The organism is Streptomyces melanosporofaciens (genome assembly GCF_900105695.1).
Taxonomy (GTDB): domain Bacteria; phylum Actinomycetota; class Actinomycetes; order Streptomycetales; family Streptomycetaceae; genus Streptomyces; species Streptomyces antimycoticus.
Genome location: NZ_FNST01000002.1, coordinates 946,884 through 963,968, shown reverse-complemented (window position 1 = coordinate 963,968; position 17,085 = coordinate 946,884). Strand labels below are relative to the sequence as shown.

18 protein-coding genes are annotated in these 17,085 nt (G+C 72.3%); 12 read left to right on the top strand and 6 right to left on the bottom strand.

Going from position 1 to position 17,085, the window contains the following annotated elements:
• Window positions 1–31: 31 nt before the first annotated feature.
• From BLV72_RS06920 to BLV72_RS06900, 6 genes are all read left to right on the top strand, one after another.
• Window positions 32–1,798: a lytic transglycosylase domain-containing protein gene (locus BLV72_RS06920; RefSeq protein WP_093460969.1), complete on the top strand. Its 1,767-nt coding sequence runs from the start codon at window positions 32–34 to the stop codon at window positions 1,796–1,798.
• Window positions 1,799–1,987: 189 nt separating this feature from the next.
• Window positions 1,988–2,122, top strand: coding sequence for an SPW_0924 family protein (locus BLV72_RS46515; RefSeq protein WP_107417375.1), 135 nt, complete (start codon window positions 1,988–1,990; stop codon window positions 2,120–2,122).
• Window positions 2,123–2,138: 16 nt separating this feature from the next.
• Window positions 2,139–3,140 carry a cell envelope lipid trafficking protein PgfA gene (gene pgfA / locus BLV72_RS06915; protein WP_093460967.1) on the top strand — a complete coding sequence of 334 codons (1,002 nt, stop codon included), beginning with the start codon at window positions 2,139–2,141 and terminating at the stop codon, window positions 3,138–3,140.
• A gap of 2 nt (window positions 3,141–3,142) precedes the next feature.
• Window positions 3,143–3,763 carry a hypothetical protein gene (locus BLV72_RS06910; protein WP_244320686.1) on the top strand — a complete coding sequence of 207 codons (621 nt, stop codon included), beginning with the start codon at window positions 3,143–3,145 and terminating at the stop codon, window positions 3,761–3,763.
• Between the two features lie 120 nt (window positions 3,764–3,883).
• The gene (locus BLV72_RS06905) at window positions 3,884–4,102 is read left to right on the top strand and encodes a hypothetical protein (RefSeq protein ID WP_043240610.1); all 219 of its coding nucleotides are present in this window, start codon (window positions 3,884–3,886) and stop codon (window positions 4,100–4,102) included.
• The gene (locus tag BLV72_RS06900; RefSeq protein ID WP_078640848.1) at window positions 4,099–4,476 is read left to right on the top strand and encodes a hypothetical protein; all 378 of its coding nucleotides are present in this window, start codon (window positions 4,099–4,101) and stop codon (window positions 4,474–4,476) included. The genes BLV72_RS06905 and BLV72_RS06900 overlap by 4 nt, the downstream gene beginning before the upstream one ends.
• A gap of 176 nt (window positions 4,477–4,652) precedes the next feature.
• Here BLV72_RS06900 and hrpB read toward each other — a convergent pair whose 3' ends face one another.
• Window positions 4,653–7,295 (bottom strand): ATP-dependent helicase HrpB, encoded by a 2,643-nt coding sequence (gene hrpB / locus BLV72_RS06895; protein ID WP_244320685.1) that lies wholly within the window; start codon window positions 7,293–7,295, stop codon window positions 4,653–4,655.
• Window positions 7,280–8,152, bottom strand: coding sequence for a class I SAM-dependent methyltransferase (locus tag BLV72_RS06890; protein WP_093460961.1), 873 nt, complete (start codon window positions 8,150–8,152; stop codon window positions 7,280–7,282). Before BLV72_RS06890 ends, hrpB begins: the two co-directional genes overlap by 16 nt.
• 368 nt (window positions 8,153–8,520) lie before the next feature.
• On the opposite strand from BLV72_RS06890, the gene rpsA reads away from it, so the two are divergent.
• Window positions 8,521–10,029 (top strand): 30S ribosomal protein S1, encoded by a 1,509-nt coding sequence (rpsA, locus tag BLV72_RS06880; RefSeq protein ID WP_093460957.1) that lies wholly within the window; start codon window positions 8,521–8,523, stop codon window positions 10,027–10,029.
• Between the two features lie 62 nt (window positions 10,030–10,091).
• Here the strand turns inward: rpsA and BLV72_RS06875 are convergent, their stop codons facing one another.
• Window positions 10,092–10,553, bottom strand: coding sequence for a hypothetical protein (locus BLV72_RS06875; RefSeq protein ID WP_093460955.1), 462 nt, complete (start codon window positions 10,551–10,553; stop codon window positions 10,092–10,094).
• 287 nt (window positions 10,554–10,840) lie between these two features.
• Between BLV72_RS06875 and BLV72_RS06870 the strand changes: the two genes are divergently transcribed.
• The 3 genes from BLV72_RS06870 to BLV72_RS06860 all read left to right on the top strand — a co-directional run bounded on the left by BLV72_RS06870 (window position 10,841) and on the right by BLV72_RS06860 (window position 13,001).
• Window positions 10,841–11,785 (top strand): PAC2 family protein, encoded by a 945-nt coding sequence (locus BLV72_RS06870; RefSeq protein ID WP_093460953.1) that lies wholly within the window; start codon window positions 10,841–10,843, stop codon window positions 11,783–11,785.
• Between the two features lie 38 nt (window positions 11,786–11,823).
• Window positions 11,824–12,432, top strand: coding sequence for a dephospho-CoA kinase (gene coaE / locus BLV72_RS06865; protein ID WP_093460952.1), 609 nt, complete (start codon window positions 11,824–11,826; stop codon window positions 12,430–12,432).
• Between the two features lie 197 nt (window positions 12,433–12,629).
• Window positions 12,630–13,001: a tetratricopeptide repeat protein gene (locus BLV72_RS06860; protein ID WP_093460950.1), complete on the top strand. Its 372-nt coding sequence runs from the start codon at window positions 12,630–12,632 to the stop codon at window positions 12,999–13,001.
• A 200-nt stretch (window positions 13,002–13,201) separates the two neighbouring features.
• Here the strand turns inward: BLV72_RS06860 and BLV72_RS06855 are convergent, their stop codons facing one another.
• A complete protein-coding gene (locus BLV72_RS06855; RefSeq protein ID WP_093460948.1) occupies window positions 13,202–13,408 on the bottom strand; it encodes a hypothetical protein in 207 nt (68 codons plus the stop codon).
• Window positions 13,409–13,559: 151 nt separating this feature from the next.
• Window positions 13,560–13,865, bottom strand: a complete 306-nt coding sequence (locus tag BLV72_RS06850) for a DUF6343 family protein (protein WP_167746563.1) — start codon at window positions 13,863–13,865, stop codon at window positions 13,560–13,562.
• A 153-nt stretch (window positions 13,866–14,018) separates the two neighbouring features.
• Here BLV72_RS06850 and BLV72_RS06845 point away from each other — a divergent pair, with 153 nt between their 5' ends.
• Window positions 14,019–15,227 (top strand): ADP-ribosylglycohydrolase family protein, encoded by a 1,209-nt coding sequence (locus BLV72_RS06845; protein ID WP_093460944.1) that lies wholly within the window; start codon window positions 14,019–14,021, stop codon window positions 15,225–15,227.
• A gap of 40 nt (window positions 15,228–15,267) precedes the next feature.
• Here BLV72_RS06845 and BLV72_RS06840 read toward each other — a convergent pair whose 3' ends face one another.
• Window positions 15,268–16,509: an FUSC family protein gene (locus BLV72_RS06840; protein WP_167746324.1), complete on the bottom strand. Its 1,242-nt coding sequence runs from the start codon at window positions 16,507–16,509 to the stop codon at window positions 15,268–15,270.
• 64 nt (window positions 16,510–16,573) lie between these two features.
• On the opposite strand from BLV72_RS06840, the gene BLV72_RS06835 reads away from it, so the two are divergent.
• Window positions 16,574–17,044 carry a type II toxin-antitoxin system PemK/MazF family toxin gene (locus BLV72_RS06835; protein ID WP_244320684.1) on the top strand — a complete coding sequence of 157 codons (471 nt, stop codon included), beginning with the start codon at window positions 16,574–16,576 and terminating at the stop codon, window positions 17,042–17,044.
• The last annotated feature ends 41 nt before the right edge of the window (window positions 17,045–17,085 follow it).

The window sequence follows — 17,085 nt, the reverse complement described above, 5'->3', positions numbered from 1 at the left end:
GCGCACTGTGTTCGACGGGAGGGACACACGGATGGCACCGCTAATCGGCCGACGACTGCGCAAGGGGGCCGCCACGACGGCGGTGGCGGCGGCCGCGATGGCCGCCCTCACCGCCTCCCAGGCACCCGGGTTCGCCGACTCCGACCAGGGCGACCGGCACCGGGAGCAGCGGGCGGGGGAGGCACCGGCGCCCGACGACACCCCCATTGACGGTGGTTCGTCGTACCACACCGATCTGCCACCGCTGGTCACCCCGGACAAGCCGGGCTCCTCGATCGATCTGCCCGGGCTCCCCGGGAGGGGCAACACCAAGCCCGAGGCGGGCATACCGGCGAGCGTGCTGGACGCCTACAAGAAGGCGGAAGCGGCCCTGAGGGAGTCCAACCCCGGCTGCAACCTGCCCTGGCAGCTGCTCGCCGCGATCGGCAAGGTCGAGTCCGGCCAAGCCCGCGGCGGCAATGTGGAGGCCGACGGCACCACCGTCTCGCCCATCCTCGGCCCGGTCCTCAACGGCGACGGCTTCGCCCTGATCAAGGACACCGACGGCGGTGCCTACGACGGTGACAGTACGCATGACCGCGCGGTCGGCCCCATGCAGTTCATCCCGTCCACCTGGGCCAACTGGGGGCGGGACGGCAATGGTGACGGCGAGAAGGACCCCAACAACGTCTATGACGCCGCCCTCGCCGCGGGCAACTACCTCTGCGCGGACGGCCGCGATCTGTCCGTCAAGGCCGATCTGGACCGCGCGATCCTCGGCTACAACCACTCGCAGGAGTATCTGAACACCGTCCTGTCGTGGTTCGAGTACTACAAGCGCGGCACCCACGAGGTCCCCGACGGCACCGGCGTGCTGCCCTCCGGGGACGGCTCCGGCGGCTCGGGCTCGGGCGACAAGGGCAAGGACTCGGGCAAGGGCGGCGGAAACGGCAAGGACAACGGGAAGGGCCCGGAGAACGCCCACACCCTCCCCAAGCCCGACGACGAGCCCGACACCTCCACCCCGACCCCTCCGGCCGGCGAGCACGGCGGGACCCCCGGCACCGGGACCCCGACCCCCAAGCCCCCGACCACTCCGCCGTCCACCCCGAGCGGCACCAGCAAGCTCACCACGGTCGGCGCGAAGGAGCTGTCCGCCATCGCGGGCACCGGGTTCGCCCAGTCGCCGCGCGTCAAGGCCGTGGACGCCGCGGGCAAGCCGGTGGCCGGTGCGCGGGTGAGGTACGAGATCCTCGGCGAGACCGACGCGCGCTTCCTCGGCCTCGTCAAGTCCGCCACCATGCTGACCGGCATCGACGGCACCGCCACCGCGCCGAAGCTGCTCGCGGGCGAGAAGACCGGCACCTTCACCGTGCGCGCCACCGCCGTGGGGCGGGAGGCCGCCCCGGTCGAGTTCGCCGCGACCGTCAAGGCCCGTCCCGTACCGCAGGCCGATGCGCTGGCCCGCCTCGGCGACAAGGAGCTCACTGCCCGGACCGGCGCCTCCTTCGCCGACGCGCTCACCGTCGCGGCCACCAGCAAGGGCAAGGCCACGGCGGATGTGCCGGTGACCGCCACCATGATCACCTCGGCGAAGGACCCCGAGCCGGGCGACGAGGGGCCCTACTTCCTGGACGACAAGGGCAAGCCGGTGCGCACCCTGACCGCCCTGAAGACCAACGCCCAAGGGCAGCTCACCCTGCCGAAGATCCTCACCGATGACCACGCGGGCACCTTCCTGCTCCGCCTCACCGCCGAAGGCGGCGCCGTCCTGGACATCGAGCTGACGGTCACCCAGGCCGAGGCCCCCGCCTCGTAAGCCGCCCGGCAGCCGAACACCGCCGCGGATCACGCGGTTCCTCGCGCCGCCCCTGAGCCCCCACCGGGCCAGGGGCGGCGCGAACGCTTTCGCGCCTTCGTGTTCTCATCTGCGGCCCCCGTTGCTACGGTGCCCCATCCCTGACGAACCGTCAGGCAGCGCCTCGTACCGGACCACGAGGAGGCCCGTATGCGCGCCCTCGCCGCCGCCGCGATCGGACTCGCCGCCGCCCTCGCCATCGTCCTCACGATGACGGCCATCGGCGCCCCCAGCGGTGAGACCTCCCCGGAACCCCTGCTCACCACCGTCCCCAAGCACCCCTGAGGGAGGGACATCCGCCATGCGCCGCAGAGCAAGCCTGGTGCTGCTGGCCTTCGCCGTCTTCTTCGCCGCCCTCGCGCCGCTGCTGCGCTGGTACGCCTATCCCCGGCTGGCCAAGATCCCGCCCAGCGAGTACCAGACGGCGGTCCTGGAGGCCAGTCCGGCCACCCTGCTCGACTACGGCACCATGCAGCCCCGCAAGGTCTCCAAGGTCAGCATCGTGCAGACCCTGCGCGGCAATGTGCCCGCCGCCGAGAAGGCCGGGAAGGCGGCCGGGCGCGATGTCGTCGTCTGGGACGCCCTGTCCTATGTGGCCGGGCCCGACGGCAAGATGGTCTCCAAGATCCCCGAACGCTATGTCTTCGACGCCCACTCCCAGGACCCGGTGCACGCGGGCGGGGAACATGTCGACGGGGACGCGGTGCGCCGCGACGGCATCGAGTTCAAATGGCCGTTCCTCACCGAGAAGCGCGACTACCGTTACTTCGACGCCCAGACCCGCACCTCCGCCCCCATCCACTACAAGGGCACCCAGACCTTCCGCGGCCTGAAGGTCTACTACTTCGAACAGACCATCCCCTGGACCAAGGTGGTGCTGCCCAAGACCATGCCGGTCGAGGGCGTCACCCCCGAGACCGTCCGCAAGGCCGGCACCTCCCGCTGGTACAGCACCAAGCGGATGTTCTGGGTCGAGCCCACCACCGGCGCCCCGGTCAACGGGCAGGAGATCCACAAGGAGGAGCTGCGCGGCGGCACACTGCTGGGCGACCGCGACCGCGTGACCGTCTTCTCCGGCCATGTGAAGATGCGCGAGGACTACATCCGGCACACGGTCGACATGGTGAAGTCCCAGCGTCAGCTGGTCCTGCTGCTCACGGCCTATCTGCCGCGGGGCTTTCTGATCCTCGGCCTGGCCCTGCTCGCGCTCGCCCTGTTGTTGGAGGCCCGCGGGCGCGCGGCGCGCCCGCCCTCGGCCCCGGCGGCGCCGACCCCGATGTCAGTGGCGGGCCATAGCGTATGACCATGCCAGTGAACAGCTGCGTCCCCGGGCCCGAACTCGTCGGCCACATCGTCGAATTGGCGCGCCTGGAATGGACGCCGGGCGCCACGGCGGCCGCCGCCGAGCGCTTCGGCTGGGTGCCCGACCGCTCCCACACGTCCTCCCACGCCACCAATACCGGGCACCATGTCCGCCCGGAGTGGTTCGGCGGGCCCGATGACGCGGACACCGAATGCCTGATCCCGTTCTGCTACTACTACGAGCCGGACGACTTCGACGCGGAGTTGCAGGCCGACGGGCTCAGCGGCAATGTCGACTGGCTCGCCGAGTACCACTCCGAGGACCCCGCATGGGTCTTCCACCGCGACGCCGACCGCTCCGTCTTCGACGACCGGTGGCGCGCCGCCGTGGACGCCTTCGGCGAGCGGCTGGGCGAGCCGGAGACCGTCGTGCGGGACGAGAAGGGCGACCACCCGTGGAACTACGCCGCGTGGCGCTGCGGCGGCAATGCGGTGGTGGTCGGCCAGTGCGTCGACAACGGCTCGTATATGACCTTCGAGCAGGCGCTCATATGGGTCGGGCCGCATCCCGTGGACGAACCGTTCCCGACGGGGGAGCAGTTCGCCCTGAGGCTGGAGTGCTGAGCGGCGCGGCCGTCCCGTCAATCGCCGTGTCAATCGCCGCGTCAACCCGCGTCCCCGCGATTCGCTCGTGGTGGCCAAGCCGGTAGTGATCAGGGCGGGAGCGTGGCTAGCATGCCGCCCATGCCTGGCATCACGATTGAGTTCACCGAGCAGGAGCTGGCCGAGCTGCGTGCCGAGGCGAGGGAGAAGGGCGTCGCGATCAAGCGCCTGGCGCACGACATACTGACCGAGGACGTGGTCCGGCGGCGTCAGAAGCAGCGTTTCGTCGAGGGCGCCGTGAAGTTCGCCCTGGAGTACAAGCCCGAGTTCGAGCGGGAGTTCCCGCACGGCATGCGGTGATCTTGTATGTCGACGCCGGTTGGGTACTGAACGTCCAGGTCGAGGTCTCCCCGGTGAACACCCCGGTCCGGGACTGGGGCGCGCTGCACTGCATGACCGAACGCCACCGCTATGAGCGGTTCTCGGGCGAGCCCTATTACGAGGAGGCCGCCGCCCGCGCCGCGACCTTTCTGCACACCTCACTGATCCTCGAGCCGTTCTCCGACTACAACGCCACGATCGGCGCGGCTTGCGCGCGGATGTACATGGAGGAGTCGGGAGAGCCGATCACGCCGCCGCCGGGCGGCATGGTCAAACTCGTCCGCGAGATACGGGAGATCAGCGGATTCCGGCTCGGCGAGACCGCGCGTCGGCTGCGCGACTGGGCCGACTGATGTCCGACGCGGCCTGCTGATGCCCGATGCGGCCCGCTGATGCCCGACGCGGCCCGCTGAGCGGCCCCGTCGGCCGTGGGCTGAGCGGGCGGGCGGTTGGCGGGCTCAGCGGCCGCGGGGTTCAGTGACGGGCGCTGGGCGGGCTCAGCGGCGGCGGGGCTTATCGGCCGGGCGGCTCAGCGGCGGGTGTTGGTCCGCCGGGTCGGCTCGGCCGTCGACGGATCCTCCGGCCACGGATGCTTGGGGTACCGGCCGCGCAACTCGGCCCGCACCGAGCGGTAGCCGTCCTTCCAGAACGACGCCAGATCGGCGGTGACCGCGGCCGGACGCCCCGCCGGGGACAGCAGATGCACCAGCAGCGGCACCCGCCCGCCCGCGATCCGGGGCGCCTCCTGCCAGCCGAACAGCTCCTGCAGCTTCACCGCCAGCACGGGCCGGTCGGCGCCGTAGTCCACCCGCACCCGCGAGCCGCTCGGCACCTCGATCCGCTCCGGCGCCAGCTCCTCGAACCGCGCGGCCTCGCCCGTGGCCCACGGCATCAGCCGGGCCAGCGCGGCTCCCGCGTCCACCCGCCCCAGATCGGCCCGCCCGCGAGCCCGCGCCAGCTCCACCCCGAGCCAGTCGTCCGCGCGGTCCAGCAGCGCCGCGTCGCAGACATCCGGCCAGGCCCCGCCCAGCTCCCGGTGGAGAAAGGCCATCCGCTGCCGGACCGCCGTGGCCTGCGGCGACCAGCGCAGCAGCCCCGTCCCCTCGCGGCGCAGCCCCTCCAGCAGCGCCTGCCGCACCAACTCCGGATCGGGCTTGGCCAGCGGCCGGGACACCAGCTCGATCGCGCCGAGCCGGGCCACCCGGCGCGCCACGACGTCCCCGTCGGCCCAGCGGACCTCCGCACCCTCCGAGGCCAGGGCCGCGGCCGCCGCCCGGGCGGTCTCCTCGTCGGTCACGGCCGCGAGCCGCACCCGCGCCGACGCGGCGGTCACCGGCCGGTCCGCGACGGCCACCGCGAGCCACGGCGACCCGCCCAGCCGCGAGCCCTCGCCCAGTTCCGCGCCCGTCCCGGCGGCCATGAGGTACGCCCGCTCGCCGCGCCGCCGGGCCACCCGCTCCGGGAACGCCAGCGCGGCCAGCAGTCCGGCCACGGCGTCATCGCCGCGCGCCGCCCGCTGTGTGCCACGTGCGCCGTCGGGCCGCGCGTCGCCCGTGCCGGTGAGGGCCTGTTCGAGTCGCCGGGCCTCCTGGCGCCAGCGGGCGGCGTAGGGGTCCCCGCCGTGGCGGGCGGTGCGCCAGGCGGCGGCGAGGTCGTCGCCGTATTCCCTCGGGGGCTCCTCGCTCAGCAGGGCCACCACCTCGGCGGCCCGGCGTGCGCCGACCTCCTTCGCGCCGTCGATGAGCGCCCGCGCGAGGCGGGGGTGGAGGCCGAGGCGGGCCATCCGGGTGCCGCGCTCGGTGGCCCGTCCGGCGGCGTCCACGGCGCCGATCGCGGTCAGCGTCTCGCGGGCGGCCGTCATCGCCCCGGTGGGCGGCGGATCGAGCAGGGCCAGCCCCGAGGCGTCCGGATCGCCCCAGCACGCCGTCTGCAGCGCGAAGGCCGTAAGGTCCGCGCCGGCGATCTCCGGGGACGGGAAACGCGGCAGCCGGGCGTCCTCCGCCTCCGGCCAGCAGCGGTAGACCGCCCCGGGCGCCTCGCGCCCCGCACGGCCCGCGCGCTGCCGCGCGGCCGCCCGTGACGCCCTTACGGTCGTCAGCGCGCTCAGCCCGCGTGCGTGGTCCATCCGGGGCTCACGCGCCAGCCCGCAGTCCACGACGATCCGCACGCCCGGCACGGTCAGGCTCGATTCGGCGACCGAGGTGGCCAGCACCACCCGCCGCCGTCCGCCGTCCGCACCGGCCAGCACCGCCTCCTGTACGGCGGCCGGCGCCCGCCCGTGCACCTGCAGGACCTCCGCCTCGGCGAGCCCGCCCAGCTTCCCGGCCACCCGGGTGATCTCGCCCACGCCCGGCAGGAAGCACAGCACATCGCCCTCCCGTTCGCGCAGCGCCCGCCGCACCACGGCCGCGACATGGTCCAGTAGGGCGGGGTCCACCCGCATCCCGTGCGGCGGCCGTACGGGGCGCTCGGGCGGCGCCCACACCACTTCCACCGGATGGGACACACCCGGTGCCGAGACGACCGGCGCGGGTCCCTCAGGGCCGCCCCCGCCGTCCGTCGCCCCTTCCCCGCCGTCCGTCCCGCCGTCGCCGAGCAGCCGCGCCCAGCCCTCCGCGTCCGTGGTCGCCGAGGCGGCGATCAGCCGGAGGCCGGGGCGCAGGGCGGCCCGGACGTCCAGCAGGAAGGCGGCGGCCGTGTCCGCGTCCAGATGGCGCTCATGGCATTCGTCGAGCACGACCACATCGACGCCGGCCAGTTCTTGGTCGCGTTGCAGCCGTTGCAGCAGCACGCCGGTGGTGACCACCTCGACCACGGTCCCGCGGCCGGCCTGCCGCTCCCCGCGCACGGTGAAGCCGACCTTCCCGCCCGGCTGCTCGCCCAGCAGCCACGCCATCCGCCGCGCGGCGGCCCGTGCCGCGATCCGCCGCGGCTCGGCGACCAGCACCCGCCGCACCGGTCCGCCGCCCACCAGCCCGGCGAGCACCAGTGGCACCAGCGTCGTCTTACCGGTCCCCGGGGGCGCGCACAGCACGGCGACCCCGCGGTCGTCGAGCGCGCGCAGCAGCGCGGGCACGGCCTCGCGTACGGGAAGGCGGTCGAGGGCCTCGGCGCGCGGGTCCCCAGGAGTGGTCAACGCCTCTGCCCCGATCCCGCTCAGTCCCGCTCGCATACGAAGATCGCCGTGCCCGGGATGAGGTTCCCCCGCAGGGGGGACCAGCCGCCCCACTCCTGGTGGTTCCACGCGGGCCACTCCGGCTCGATCAGGTCGACCAGCCGGAAGCCCCCGGCCACCACGTCCCGCACCCGGTCGCCCAGCGTCCGGTGGTGCTCCACGTAGACGGCCCGGCCCGACTCGTCCTGCTCCACATAGGGCGTGCGGTCGAAGTAGGAGCCGGCGACCGACAGCCCCTCGGGCCCCGGTTCGTCGGGGAACGCCCAGCGGATCGGATGCGTCACCGAGAAGACCCACCGCCCGCCCGGCCGCAGCACCCGGCGCACCTCGCGCATCACCCGCACCGGCTCGGCCACGAACGGCACCGCCCCGTACGCCGAGCACGCCAGGTCGAACGAGCCGTCCCGGAAGGGCAGGGCCGTGGCATCGGCCTGCACCAGCGCGACCCCGGCCCGCTCGCCCGCCCCGTCGCCGCCCCCGGCGGCGGCCTCCGTGTCGATCCGCCGCGCGTGCCGCAGCTGCCGGTGGGAGAGGTCCAGCGCCACCGGCCGCGCCCCCTGGGCGGCCAGCCAGCGGGCGCACTGTGCGGCGCCCGCGCCCACCTCCAGCACATCGCGCCCCTTGAGCGCCGCCACCGGGCCCAGCAGCCCGGCCTCCGCCTCGTCCAGCCCCTCCGGGCCCCATAGGAACCGGTCGTCGCCCAGGAAGGCGCCGTGCTCCTCCTGGTACTCGTCCGCGTTGCGGTCCCACCATCCCCGGCTGGCCCGGCTGCTCTCCGCCTCGTCGGCGATCCGGCGGGTGGCCGTCGGCTCGGCCGCCTCCGCAGGGGTGCTGGGCTCGTGTTCTTGGAGCATCGCGCGTGTCGTCGTACTCTCTGTATCGACCTGTGGCTGCGGGGCACGGTGAAGACCGCGTCGCAGTACGGACCATGCAATTTGCCGGGTTCGGGGAGTTAATCCCCACGTGTGCTCTTCGTGCATTGACCATGCCCGGCTGCCCCCGTATGCTACAAGTTGCGCTGCGGGCCTGTGCGCCTCGGACCGAGCAGGCCGCACTCGCATCTGTTGTATGTCCCCTCGGTTGTCGAGGTACATGGGCTTTTCGATCATTCGAAATCGGAAAGATTCGGTGCCTCCTAGGCTGTCCGGCTTCGGCAGTGCGATAAGGGCCCCCGGCGTAGCAGTACCTACGACTTCATGTCCGTACCGGAGCCCTTTTCCACATGACGAGCAGCACCGAGGCAACCCGCACCACCCCGCAGGTGGCGGTAAACGACATCGGTTCCGAGGAAGCCTTCCTCGCCGCGATCGACGAGACGATCAAGTACTTCAACGACGGCGACATCGTCGACGGCGTCATCGTGAAGGTCGACCGGGACGAGGTCCTGCTCGACATTGGTTACAAGACCGAAGGCGTCATCCCCTCCCGCGAACTGTCGATCAAGCACGACGTCGACCCCAATGAGGTCGTCGCCGTCGGCGATGAGATCGAGGCCCTGGTCCTCCAGAAGGAGGACAAGGAAGGCCGACTGATCCTCTCGAAGAAGCGTGCGCAGTACGAGCGCGCTTGGGGCACGATCGAGAAGATCAAGGAAGAGGACGGGATCGTCACCGGTACCGTCATCGAGGTCGTCAAGGGTGGTCTCATCCTCGACATCGGCCTCCGTGGCTTCCTTCCCGCCTCCCTGGTGGAGATGCGCCGCGTTCGCGACCTCCAGCCCTACGTGGGCAAGGAGCTCGAGGCGAAGATCATCGAGCTCGACAAGAACCGCAACAACGTGGTCCTGTCCCGCCGCGCCTGGCTGGAGCAGACCCAGAGCGAGGTCCGCCAGACCTTCCTCACCACCCTCCAGAAGGGTCAGGTGCGCTCCGGAGTCGTTTCCTCCATCGTCAACTTCGGTGCGTTCGTGGACCTCGGCGGCGTCGACGGTCTCGTCCACGTCTCGGAGCTGTCCTGGAAGCACATCGACCACCCCTCCGAGGTTGTCGAGGTCGGCCAGGAGGTCACGGTCGAGGTCCTGGACGTCGACATGGACCGCGAGCGCGTCTCCCTGTCGCTCAAGGCGACCCAGGAAGACCCGTGGCAGCAGTTCGCCCGGACCCACCAGATTGGCCAGGTCGTCCCGGGTAAGGTCACCAAGCTCGTTCCGTTCGGTGCGTTCGTCCGCGTGGACGAGGGCATCGAGGGTCTGGTCCACATCTCCGAGCTGGCCGAGCGCCACGTGGAGATCCCGGAGCAGGTCGTCCAGGTCAACGACGAGATCTTCGTCAAGGTCATCGACATCGACCTCGAGCGCCGCCGCATCAGCCTCTCGCTGAAGCAGGCCAACGAGGCGTTCGGTGCCGACCCGTCCGTGGTCGAGTTCGACCCGACCCTGTACGGCATGGCCGCGTCCTACGACGACCAGGGCAACTACATCTACCCCGAGGGCTTCGACCCCGAGACCAACGACTGGCTCGAGGGCTTCGAGACCCAGCGGGAGGCGTGGGAGACCCAGTACGCCGAGGCGCAGCAGCGGTTCGAGCAGCACCAGGCGCAGGTCATCAAGTCCCGCGAGGCCGACGAGCAGGCCGCTGCCGAGGCGGGCAGCGGTGCCGCTCCGGCGCCCGGCGGGCAGGCGTCCGGTGGCGGCGGTTCGTACTCCTCGGAGTCGGCCGACAACTCCGGCGCCCTGGCCTCGGACGAGGCGCTGGCCGCGCTTCGCGAGAAGCTGGCCGGCGGCCAGAGCTGATCACCGGCCGCTAGTCGGCACCAGCTGAATGGGTAAGGCCCGCTCCCCCTGGGGAGCGGGCCTTACGCATGCCCGGGTCGCCGCACACTGACCGAAACGGAGTCCACGGTCACGCTCCGGGCGGCGTCGATCCTGATGCCCTCCCGGCCGCCGCGGACCGTGATCCCCCTGACGGTCCAGTACGAGGCGCCGTTCAGCCGCAGCCCATAGCCGCCGCTCGCGGTGAGGACCGCCTTCGGCGAGCCGGTGAGGGTGATCCGCGAGCCGGCGGTGCCGGAGGCGGTGATCTCGAAGCTGCCGCGATACCGGCCGTCGGCGAGCCGGATCGTATCGCCCGGCCGGGCCCCGGCGAGGGCCTCCCTGAGCCCGTCCGCGTCGCTCACGGAGATGGGCACGGCGGTGGCGGCGGGAGCCTCCCGCGCGGTCGTGCCGGCCGCGATCAGCCCACCGGCGGCGACCAGCCCGGCGGCGGAGGCGGTGACAATGGTGCGTAGCCGGGTGGGAGTGCGGCCGGGGGAGTGCATAGGAGGCTGCCTTCCTGTGCCGTGGCCAGAGGTGAACACGCTGGGTTCTGGTCAGTGAACGCCGGATGACATGATGAACCGCTGACGGCTGGCGAAGATAGGCGTGCCGCATATGCGCGTCAATCCCGCGACATGCGCCGACGTCGAGTTCGGGCCGCTTCCGTTAGCCCAAGTGGGTTCCTTCGCACCGCGGTTCACGGCCGTCGGGCCAGCGCGGATACCGCCCGGGGAATTCCCCCGCCCTTGTTCGGTGTTCTTCGGAACGGACACAAGGAGGAGCGGTCACAGTGCAAGATCCGCAGGAGTTGTACGCATGGGAACCGAGCGGGCTGGCGGAGGTCGACGCGATAGCCTCGCGGGACTCGGCCGGGCTGGTGCTGCTGTACCACTTCGACGGCTATATCGACGCCGGCGAGACGGGGGACCAGATCGTCGAGCGGCTGCTCGACGGCCTGCCACGCAAGGTCGTCGCGCGCTTCGACCATGACCGGCTGGTCGACTACCGCGCCCGGCGCCCCCTGCTCACCTTCCAGCGCGACCGCTGGACCGCGTACGAGACCCCGAAGCTCGAGCTGTATCTGGTGCGCGACGCGACCGCGGCCCCGTTCCTGCTGCTCGCCGGGCCGGAGCCGGACGTGGAGTGGGAGCGGTTCGCGGCCGCCGTGCGGCAGATGGTCGAGCGCCTGAACGTACGGCTCGCGGTGAACTTCCACGGCATCCCGATGGGCGTTCCGCACACCCGGCCGGTCGGCATCACCCCGCATGGAAACCGCACCGACCTGACACCGGGTCATCGCGGCTTCTTCGACGAGGCCCAAGTGCCCGGCAGCGCCGAATCCCTGATCGAGTACCGGCTCGCCGAGGCGGGCCGCGATGTGCTCGGCGTCGCCGCGCATGTGCCGCACTATCTGGCCCGGTCGGCCTATCCGGACGCGGCCCTCACCGCGCTGGAGGCCATCACCGCGGCCACCGGCCTGGTCCTGCCGGGGCCCACGCACGCCCTGCGCAACGACGCCCTCAAGACGCAGGAGGAGATCGAGCGGCAGATCTCGGAGGGGGACGAGGAGCTGGTCGCGCTCGTACGGGGCCTTGAGCACCAGTACGACGCGGTGGCCGGGGCCGAGAGCCGCGGCAATCTGGTCGCGGAGCCGGCCGAGCTGCCCTCGGCGGACGAACTGGCCGCGGAGTTCGAGCGGTTCCTGGCCGAGCGGGAGGGCGAGGGTGGAGCCTGAGCGAGGACCCCGCCGGTGCGCCGTATAGCGTGGGCCCCATGCTGAAGCTGGGGCTCACGGGCGGAATCGGCGCGGGCAAGAGCGAGGTCTCACGGATCCTGACCTCACTGGGAGCGGTGCTGATCGACTCGGATCGGATCGCTCGCGAGGTGGTTGAGCCGGGAACGCCGGGACTGACCGCCGTCGTCACCGAATTCGGCCCCGAGGTGCTGACCGCCGACGGCCATCTCGACCGGCCCAGGCTCGGCGCGATCGTCTTCAACGATCCGGAGCGGCTGAGCGCGCTGAACGCGATCATCCATCCGCTGGTCCGGGACCGCTCCGCGGAGCTTCAGGCGGCGGCCGCCCCCGACGCCGTCGTGGTGCACGACGTCCCGCTCCTGGCCGAGAACAAGCTGGCCCCGCTCTACGACCTGGTCATGGTCGTGGACGCCACGCCCGAGACCCAGCTCGACCGGCTGGTACGGCTGCGCGGCATGGCCGAGGACGAGGCGCGGGCCCGGATGGCGGCGCAGGCCACCCGCGCCGACCGGCTGGCGATCGCCGATGTCGTGATCGACAACAATGGCCCGATCGAGGCGCTGGAGCCGCAGGTCACCAAGGTCTGGGCGGATCTGGTGGCGCGGGCGGCCCGCGCGGAGGGTTGAGCGGGGGCGTGGCGCGGAGCGTGCGGGGCTGAGCCGGGGCGCGGCGCGGAGCGTGCGCGCACCCGTGGCGGGGAATGCGGCGTGCGGGGTGATTGTTGTGCTGCTCGTAGCGAACGATCATCCGTGACGGTTCATCCCATCCCCTCACCCGATCCACCGCCTCATCACCGAGCACGTACCCGGGGAAGGAAACGGCTGTGCCCGAGCCCACGCCCGAGACCCATGTCATCGACTACCGCGCCGCGGAGCAACTGCTCGCCGCCCGAGATCCACGGGGCGCCGTAAAGCTGCTCGACTCCGTCATCAGTGCCCACCCCGAGAACACGGCGGCCCGGCTGCTGCGGGCGCGCGCGTTCTTCCTCGCGGCGCAGCTGCGCTCGGCGGAGCTGGAGTTCCAGCTCGTCATCGAGCGCGAGCCGGACAACGCGTTCGCCCACTTCGCGCTGGCCCGCACCCTGGAGCGGGCCAACCGCTCGGCCGAGGCCACTCGCCACTTCCGGCTGGCCGCGGCGCTCGATCCGCGCCCGGATTTCGTCGAAGCGGCCCGGTTCGGCGAGCGGGGGGACTGAAGGACCGGACAGGCGGGGCGTGGGCCGGGCCGCGGCGATTGCCGGGCCCGGACTCCGCCCCCTCCGCCGGTTTCGGCCCGCGGCAGGCCCGGGCGAACTGTCGCCCGCGTACCCGGCGGCCCATGCCGGGCCGCTGTGGGCGGCCCGCCCCCGGCCCGCGCCAGGCGGTCCGCCCCAGGTCATCGCCAAGCGGCCCCCGGTCAGCGCCAGAGGGCGAACCCGCCGAGGACCACCGCGCCCAGCAGCACCACCCCGCCGAGCCCCAGCGCCACGCCGCGCTGCCGGACGAGGTCGTACGGGTCGGCCTCCCGGCCCGGGCGCGGCTCCCGCCGCTCGTACGGCTCTCCGGTTCCGGAGAGCATCAGCCCGAGCGCACAGAGCGCGATGCCGATCGCCAGCACCCCCATGACGGCCCCCTGTCGCGGCAGGTACCCAGCAGGTACTCGCCAGTATCTCCCGGAATGCGGGGCTCCCGGCCGTCGATATCCCGTCACCCCCCCGGAGCGCCGTGCATGCCTTACGGCGGCCATGCCTTACGGCGGCCATGCCGTGCACGCCTTACGGGGCCCGGCGCCTCCCGCGGCCGCGCCTGCGCTCGCCGAGCGGTGCGTACGGCGGCACATCCGGGCCGGGCTGATAGTGCGGCCCCTGCCGGATGTGCCGGATCACCAGGACCAGATCGACCAGAGTGACGACGGCGAGCGCCCCACACGCGGCCGCCCATCCCGGCCGGCCCACGACCGCGAAGGCCACCGCGCCGCCGAGCGTCCAGAGCAGCCCCCACGTGGCCAGCCCCAGCCGCATCCGCAGCGGGCTGCGCGCATGTACCGGTTCGTCACCCGTTCGGATCAGCCGCGTCGGCATGGGCATCTTCTCTCCCGTTTTCGGCAGCTTTCTTCCGCTTTCACCCGCTTTGCTCCCCTCGAATCTACCGCCGGGGGCGCCCCCCGATACCTGAGACCATGTCGTGAGCATCCACAGGGGACGGCATGGGACCAGGACGATGAGGAGCTGCCAGTGATCCGCCAGTCATGGGACGAATCGGCCGCCAAGCGGGCCCGTATCCGCGGCTGCCTGCTGGGCGGGGCGATCGGGGACGCCCTCGGCAATCCGATCGAGTTCCTCTCCCTGCGGTCGATCCGCGAGACCTATGGCGGCACGGGCATCACCACCCTCGTCCCGGACGGCAGCGGAGTCGTGGGCCGGGTCACCGATGACACCCAGATGACGCTCTTCACGGCGGAGGGCCTGATACGGGCCCACGCCAGATCCTCGTCCAAGGGCATCGAAGGGTCCGAGACCGCCGTCGTCCGCCATGCCTATCTGCGCTGGCTGGACACCCAGAACCACCCCGGGCCGCCGCCCGCCGAGGGCACCGGCGACCTGGTCCGCTCCGGCTGGCTGCGCACCCAGCCCTGGCTGTACGCCCGCCGCGCCCCCGGCAACGCCTGCCTCTCCGGCCTCACCGCGCAGCATGTCCCCGCCCCGCGGGCGCCCCTGGACGGCACCCCCGGCCCGGTGAACCCCGGCTCCAAGGGCTGCGGCACCGTGATGCGCTCGGCGCCGTTCGGCCTCACCGGGCTCGACCCCCGCGACTGCTTCGAACTCGCCGCCCGCTGCGCCACGATCACCCATGGCCATCCGACGGGCTCCTACGCGGCCGGCGCCCTGGCCGCCATGATCGCGTGCCTGCTGGACGGCGAGTCCCTCGAAGGCGCGACCCTGCGCGCCCTGGAACTCCTCGCCCGCTACCCCCGCCACGAGGAGACCACCGCCGCCCTCCGTAAGGCGGTCGACCTGGCGGCCGAGGGCGATCCGACCGCCGAGAAGGCCGAATCCCTCGGCGGCGGCTGGGTCGCCGAGGAGGCGCTGGCCATCGCGGTCTACAGCGCCCTGGCCCGTACCCCCGCCCAGCAGATCCTCTACGGCCCCGGCGGCAAGATCAGCTACGATCCGGCGCCCCCGCGCACCCCCGTCCAGGCGGCCCTTCTGCTCTCCGTCAACCACTCGGGGGACAGCGACTCGACCGGCTCGATCTGCGGCAACCTCCTCGGCGCCCACCACGGCGACCTCCGCCTTCCCCCGTCCTGGCTGGCCCTGACCGAGGGCCGCGGCACGATCGCCGAACTCGCCGACGACTTCGCCTCCGAGTTCCACCGTTCCGTGGAGCTGTACGAGCCCTACGACGACGTGGTCTTCCCGCGCGACCGCTACCCGCTCAGCTGACCGCGCCCGGGAGCCGGGGTGCGAGGCCCCCGGACCCCGCTCAGCCGGCCGTGGAGCCGTCCTTACGGTCGCGCCGGATCCAGCGCCGGATCCGGCGCTGGATCTTGTGGAGGAAGAGAAAGCGCTCGCGCTTCTCGCGGGTGCTGCGGTCGAGCTCTTCCATGAGGCGCTTGGAGCGCTGCTCCATGTCGAGTTCGTCGAGGATGCGGTCGATCTCCGCGAGCAGGGCACCGTGGAGCTGCCACTGGCGAGGGTGCTCCTGGACGCGGCGCAGCAGGAGATCGGCGCCGCGGTCGCGGCTGGCGTGGGCCTTCACGAGCTCGCTGGAGAGGCGGGATTCGGCCTCTTCGGCATTGGCGCTGACCTGCGTGGTGACCAGGACGGCGAAGCTCTCGACGGCGGCGGCGAGATGGACGAAGAGGTCCTTGAGGGCCTCCGCCACCTCCGGGGGGAAGAGCGGCTCCTCCGTCCGCGCCTTGGCGAGGTCGGTCAGGGTCCGGGTCATCACGCGCAGGATGACGGTGCAGATCTCCAGCGTGTCCAGACCGGTGCGGAGCACCACCCGGTAGAGGAGGCCCTCCTTGACGCGGGGGTTGAGCCGCACGCTGTCCTCCGCCTGGCGGAGTGCGGCGTCGACCTGGGTGATGTCGTGGTCGAGCCGCCGGGCCTCGTAGAGACGGGCGGCGGCGCGGTCGACGGCCATCTGGCTGCCCAGTTCCTGACCGATGTGCAGCATGAGCTGGCGCATCCGGCGGGCCAGGTCCTCGATCGACTTGCCGGCCGTCTCGACCCACACCGGAGGGGCGAGGAAGAAGTTGAAGGCCATCCCGACACCGGCCCCGATGAGGGTCTCCAGCACCCGGTCCCAGGCGTAGGTGGTCACCTGCGTCACGCCGAGGACCAGCATGGCGCTGATCGCCACCTCCTGGACCCAGTCGCCCACCCGCGTGAGATAGCCGGCGGTCTGGGCGGCGAGGATGATCAGGCACAGACTCCACCAGGTCAGCCCGACCAGCACGCTGAAGGCGACGGCGATCAGGACGCCCACGATCACGGCCTCGACCCTGCGCAGGCTCCGGGTGAGGGTCGCGTAGAGGGTGACCTGGACGACGAGGAGGGCGGTCAGCGGGGCGGTGAGCGGGGCGGGCTCCTTGCTGAGCTCGAGGGCGACGACGTACGCGATGGTCGCGGCCGCCGTGGAACGCACTGTCTGGACGACGACCGGATCGTGGCGCCGTTTGACGAGCTCTGCCACCGGGTCGGGAACATCAGGCACGTACATGCCCCTTCCACGCGGAGGGGGCCGCCATGTCATCGGCCGCCGCGTACGGGTTAACGTGTCGCGCGTGATCAGGCCATTCAACGGAACGCAGGGGACGCAGGACGGCGCGGCGCTTCCCGGAAGCACCGGTCCCGCCGCCACCGTCGAGGCTCATCCGCGCCAGGTCGGGCGGGTACGGACGGAGTACGCACCCGATCCGGACGGGGACCCGGACCCCGGGGAGATCGTCTGGACATGGGTGCCGTACGAGGAGAACGACGGCCGCGGCAAGGACCGGCCGGTGCTGGTGGTCGCGCGGGAGCGGGGCGGGACACTGCTCGCCGTGCAGCTGTCGAGCAAGCGGCATGACGCCGACCGCGAGTGGGTGCCGATCGGCTCCGGGCCCTGGGACCGGGCCGGGCGGGACTCCTGGGTCGATCTGGACCGGGTGCTGCGGGTGCACCCGGACGGGATGCGGCGCGAGGCGTGCGCACTCGACCGGCCGCGCTTCGACCTGGTCGTGATGCGGCTGCGGCAGCGGTACGGCTGGAGCTGAGAAAGCCTCACACCGGGGACGCGTCTCGGGATCGAGGGGCG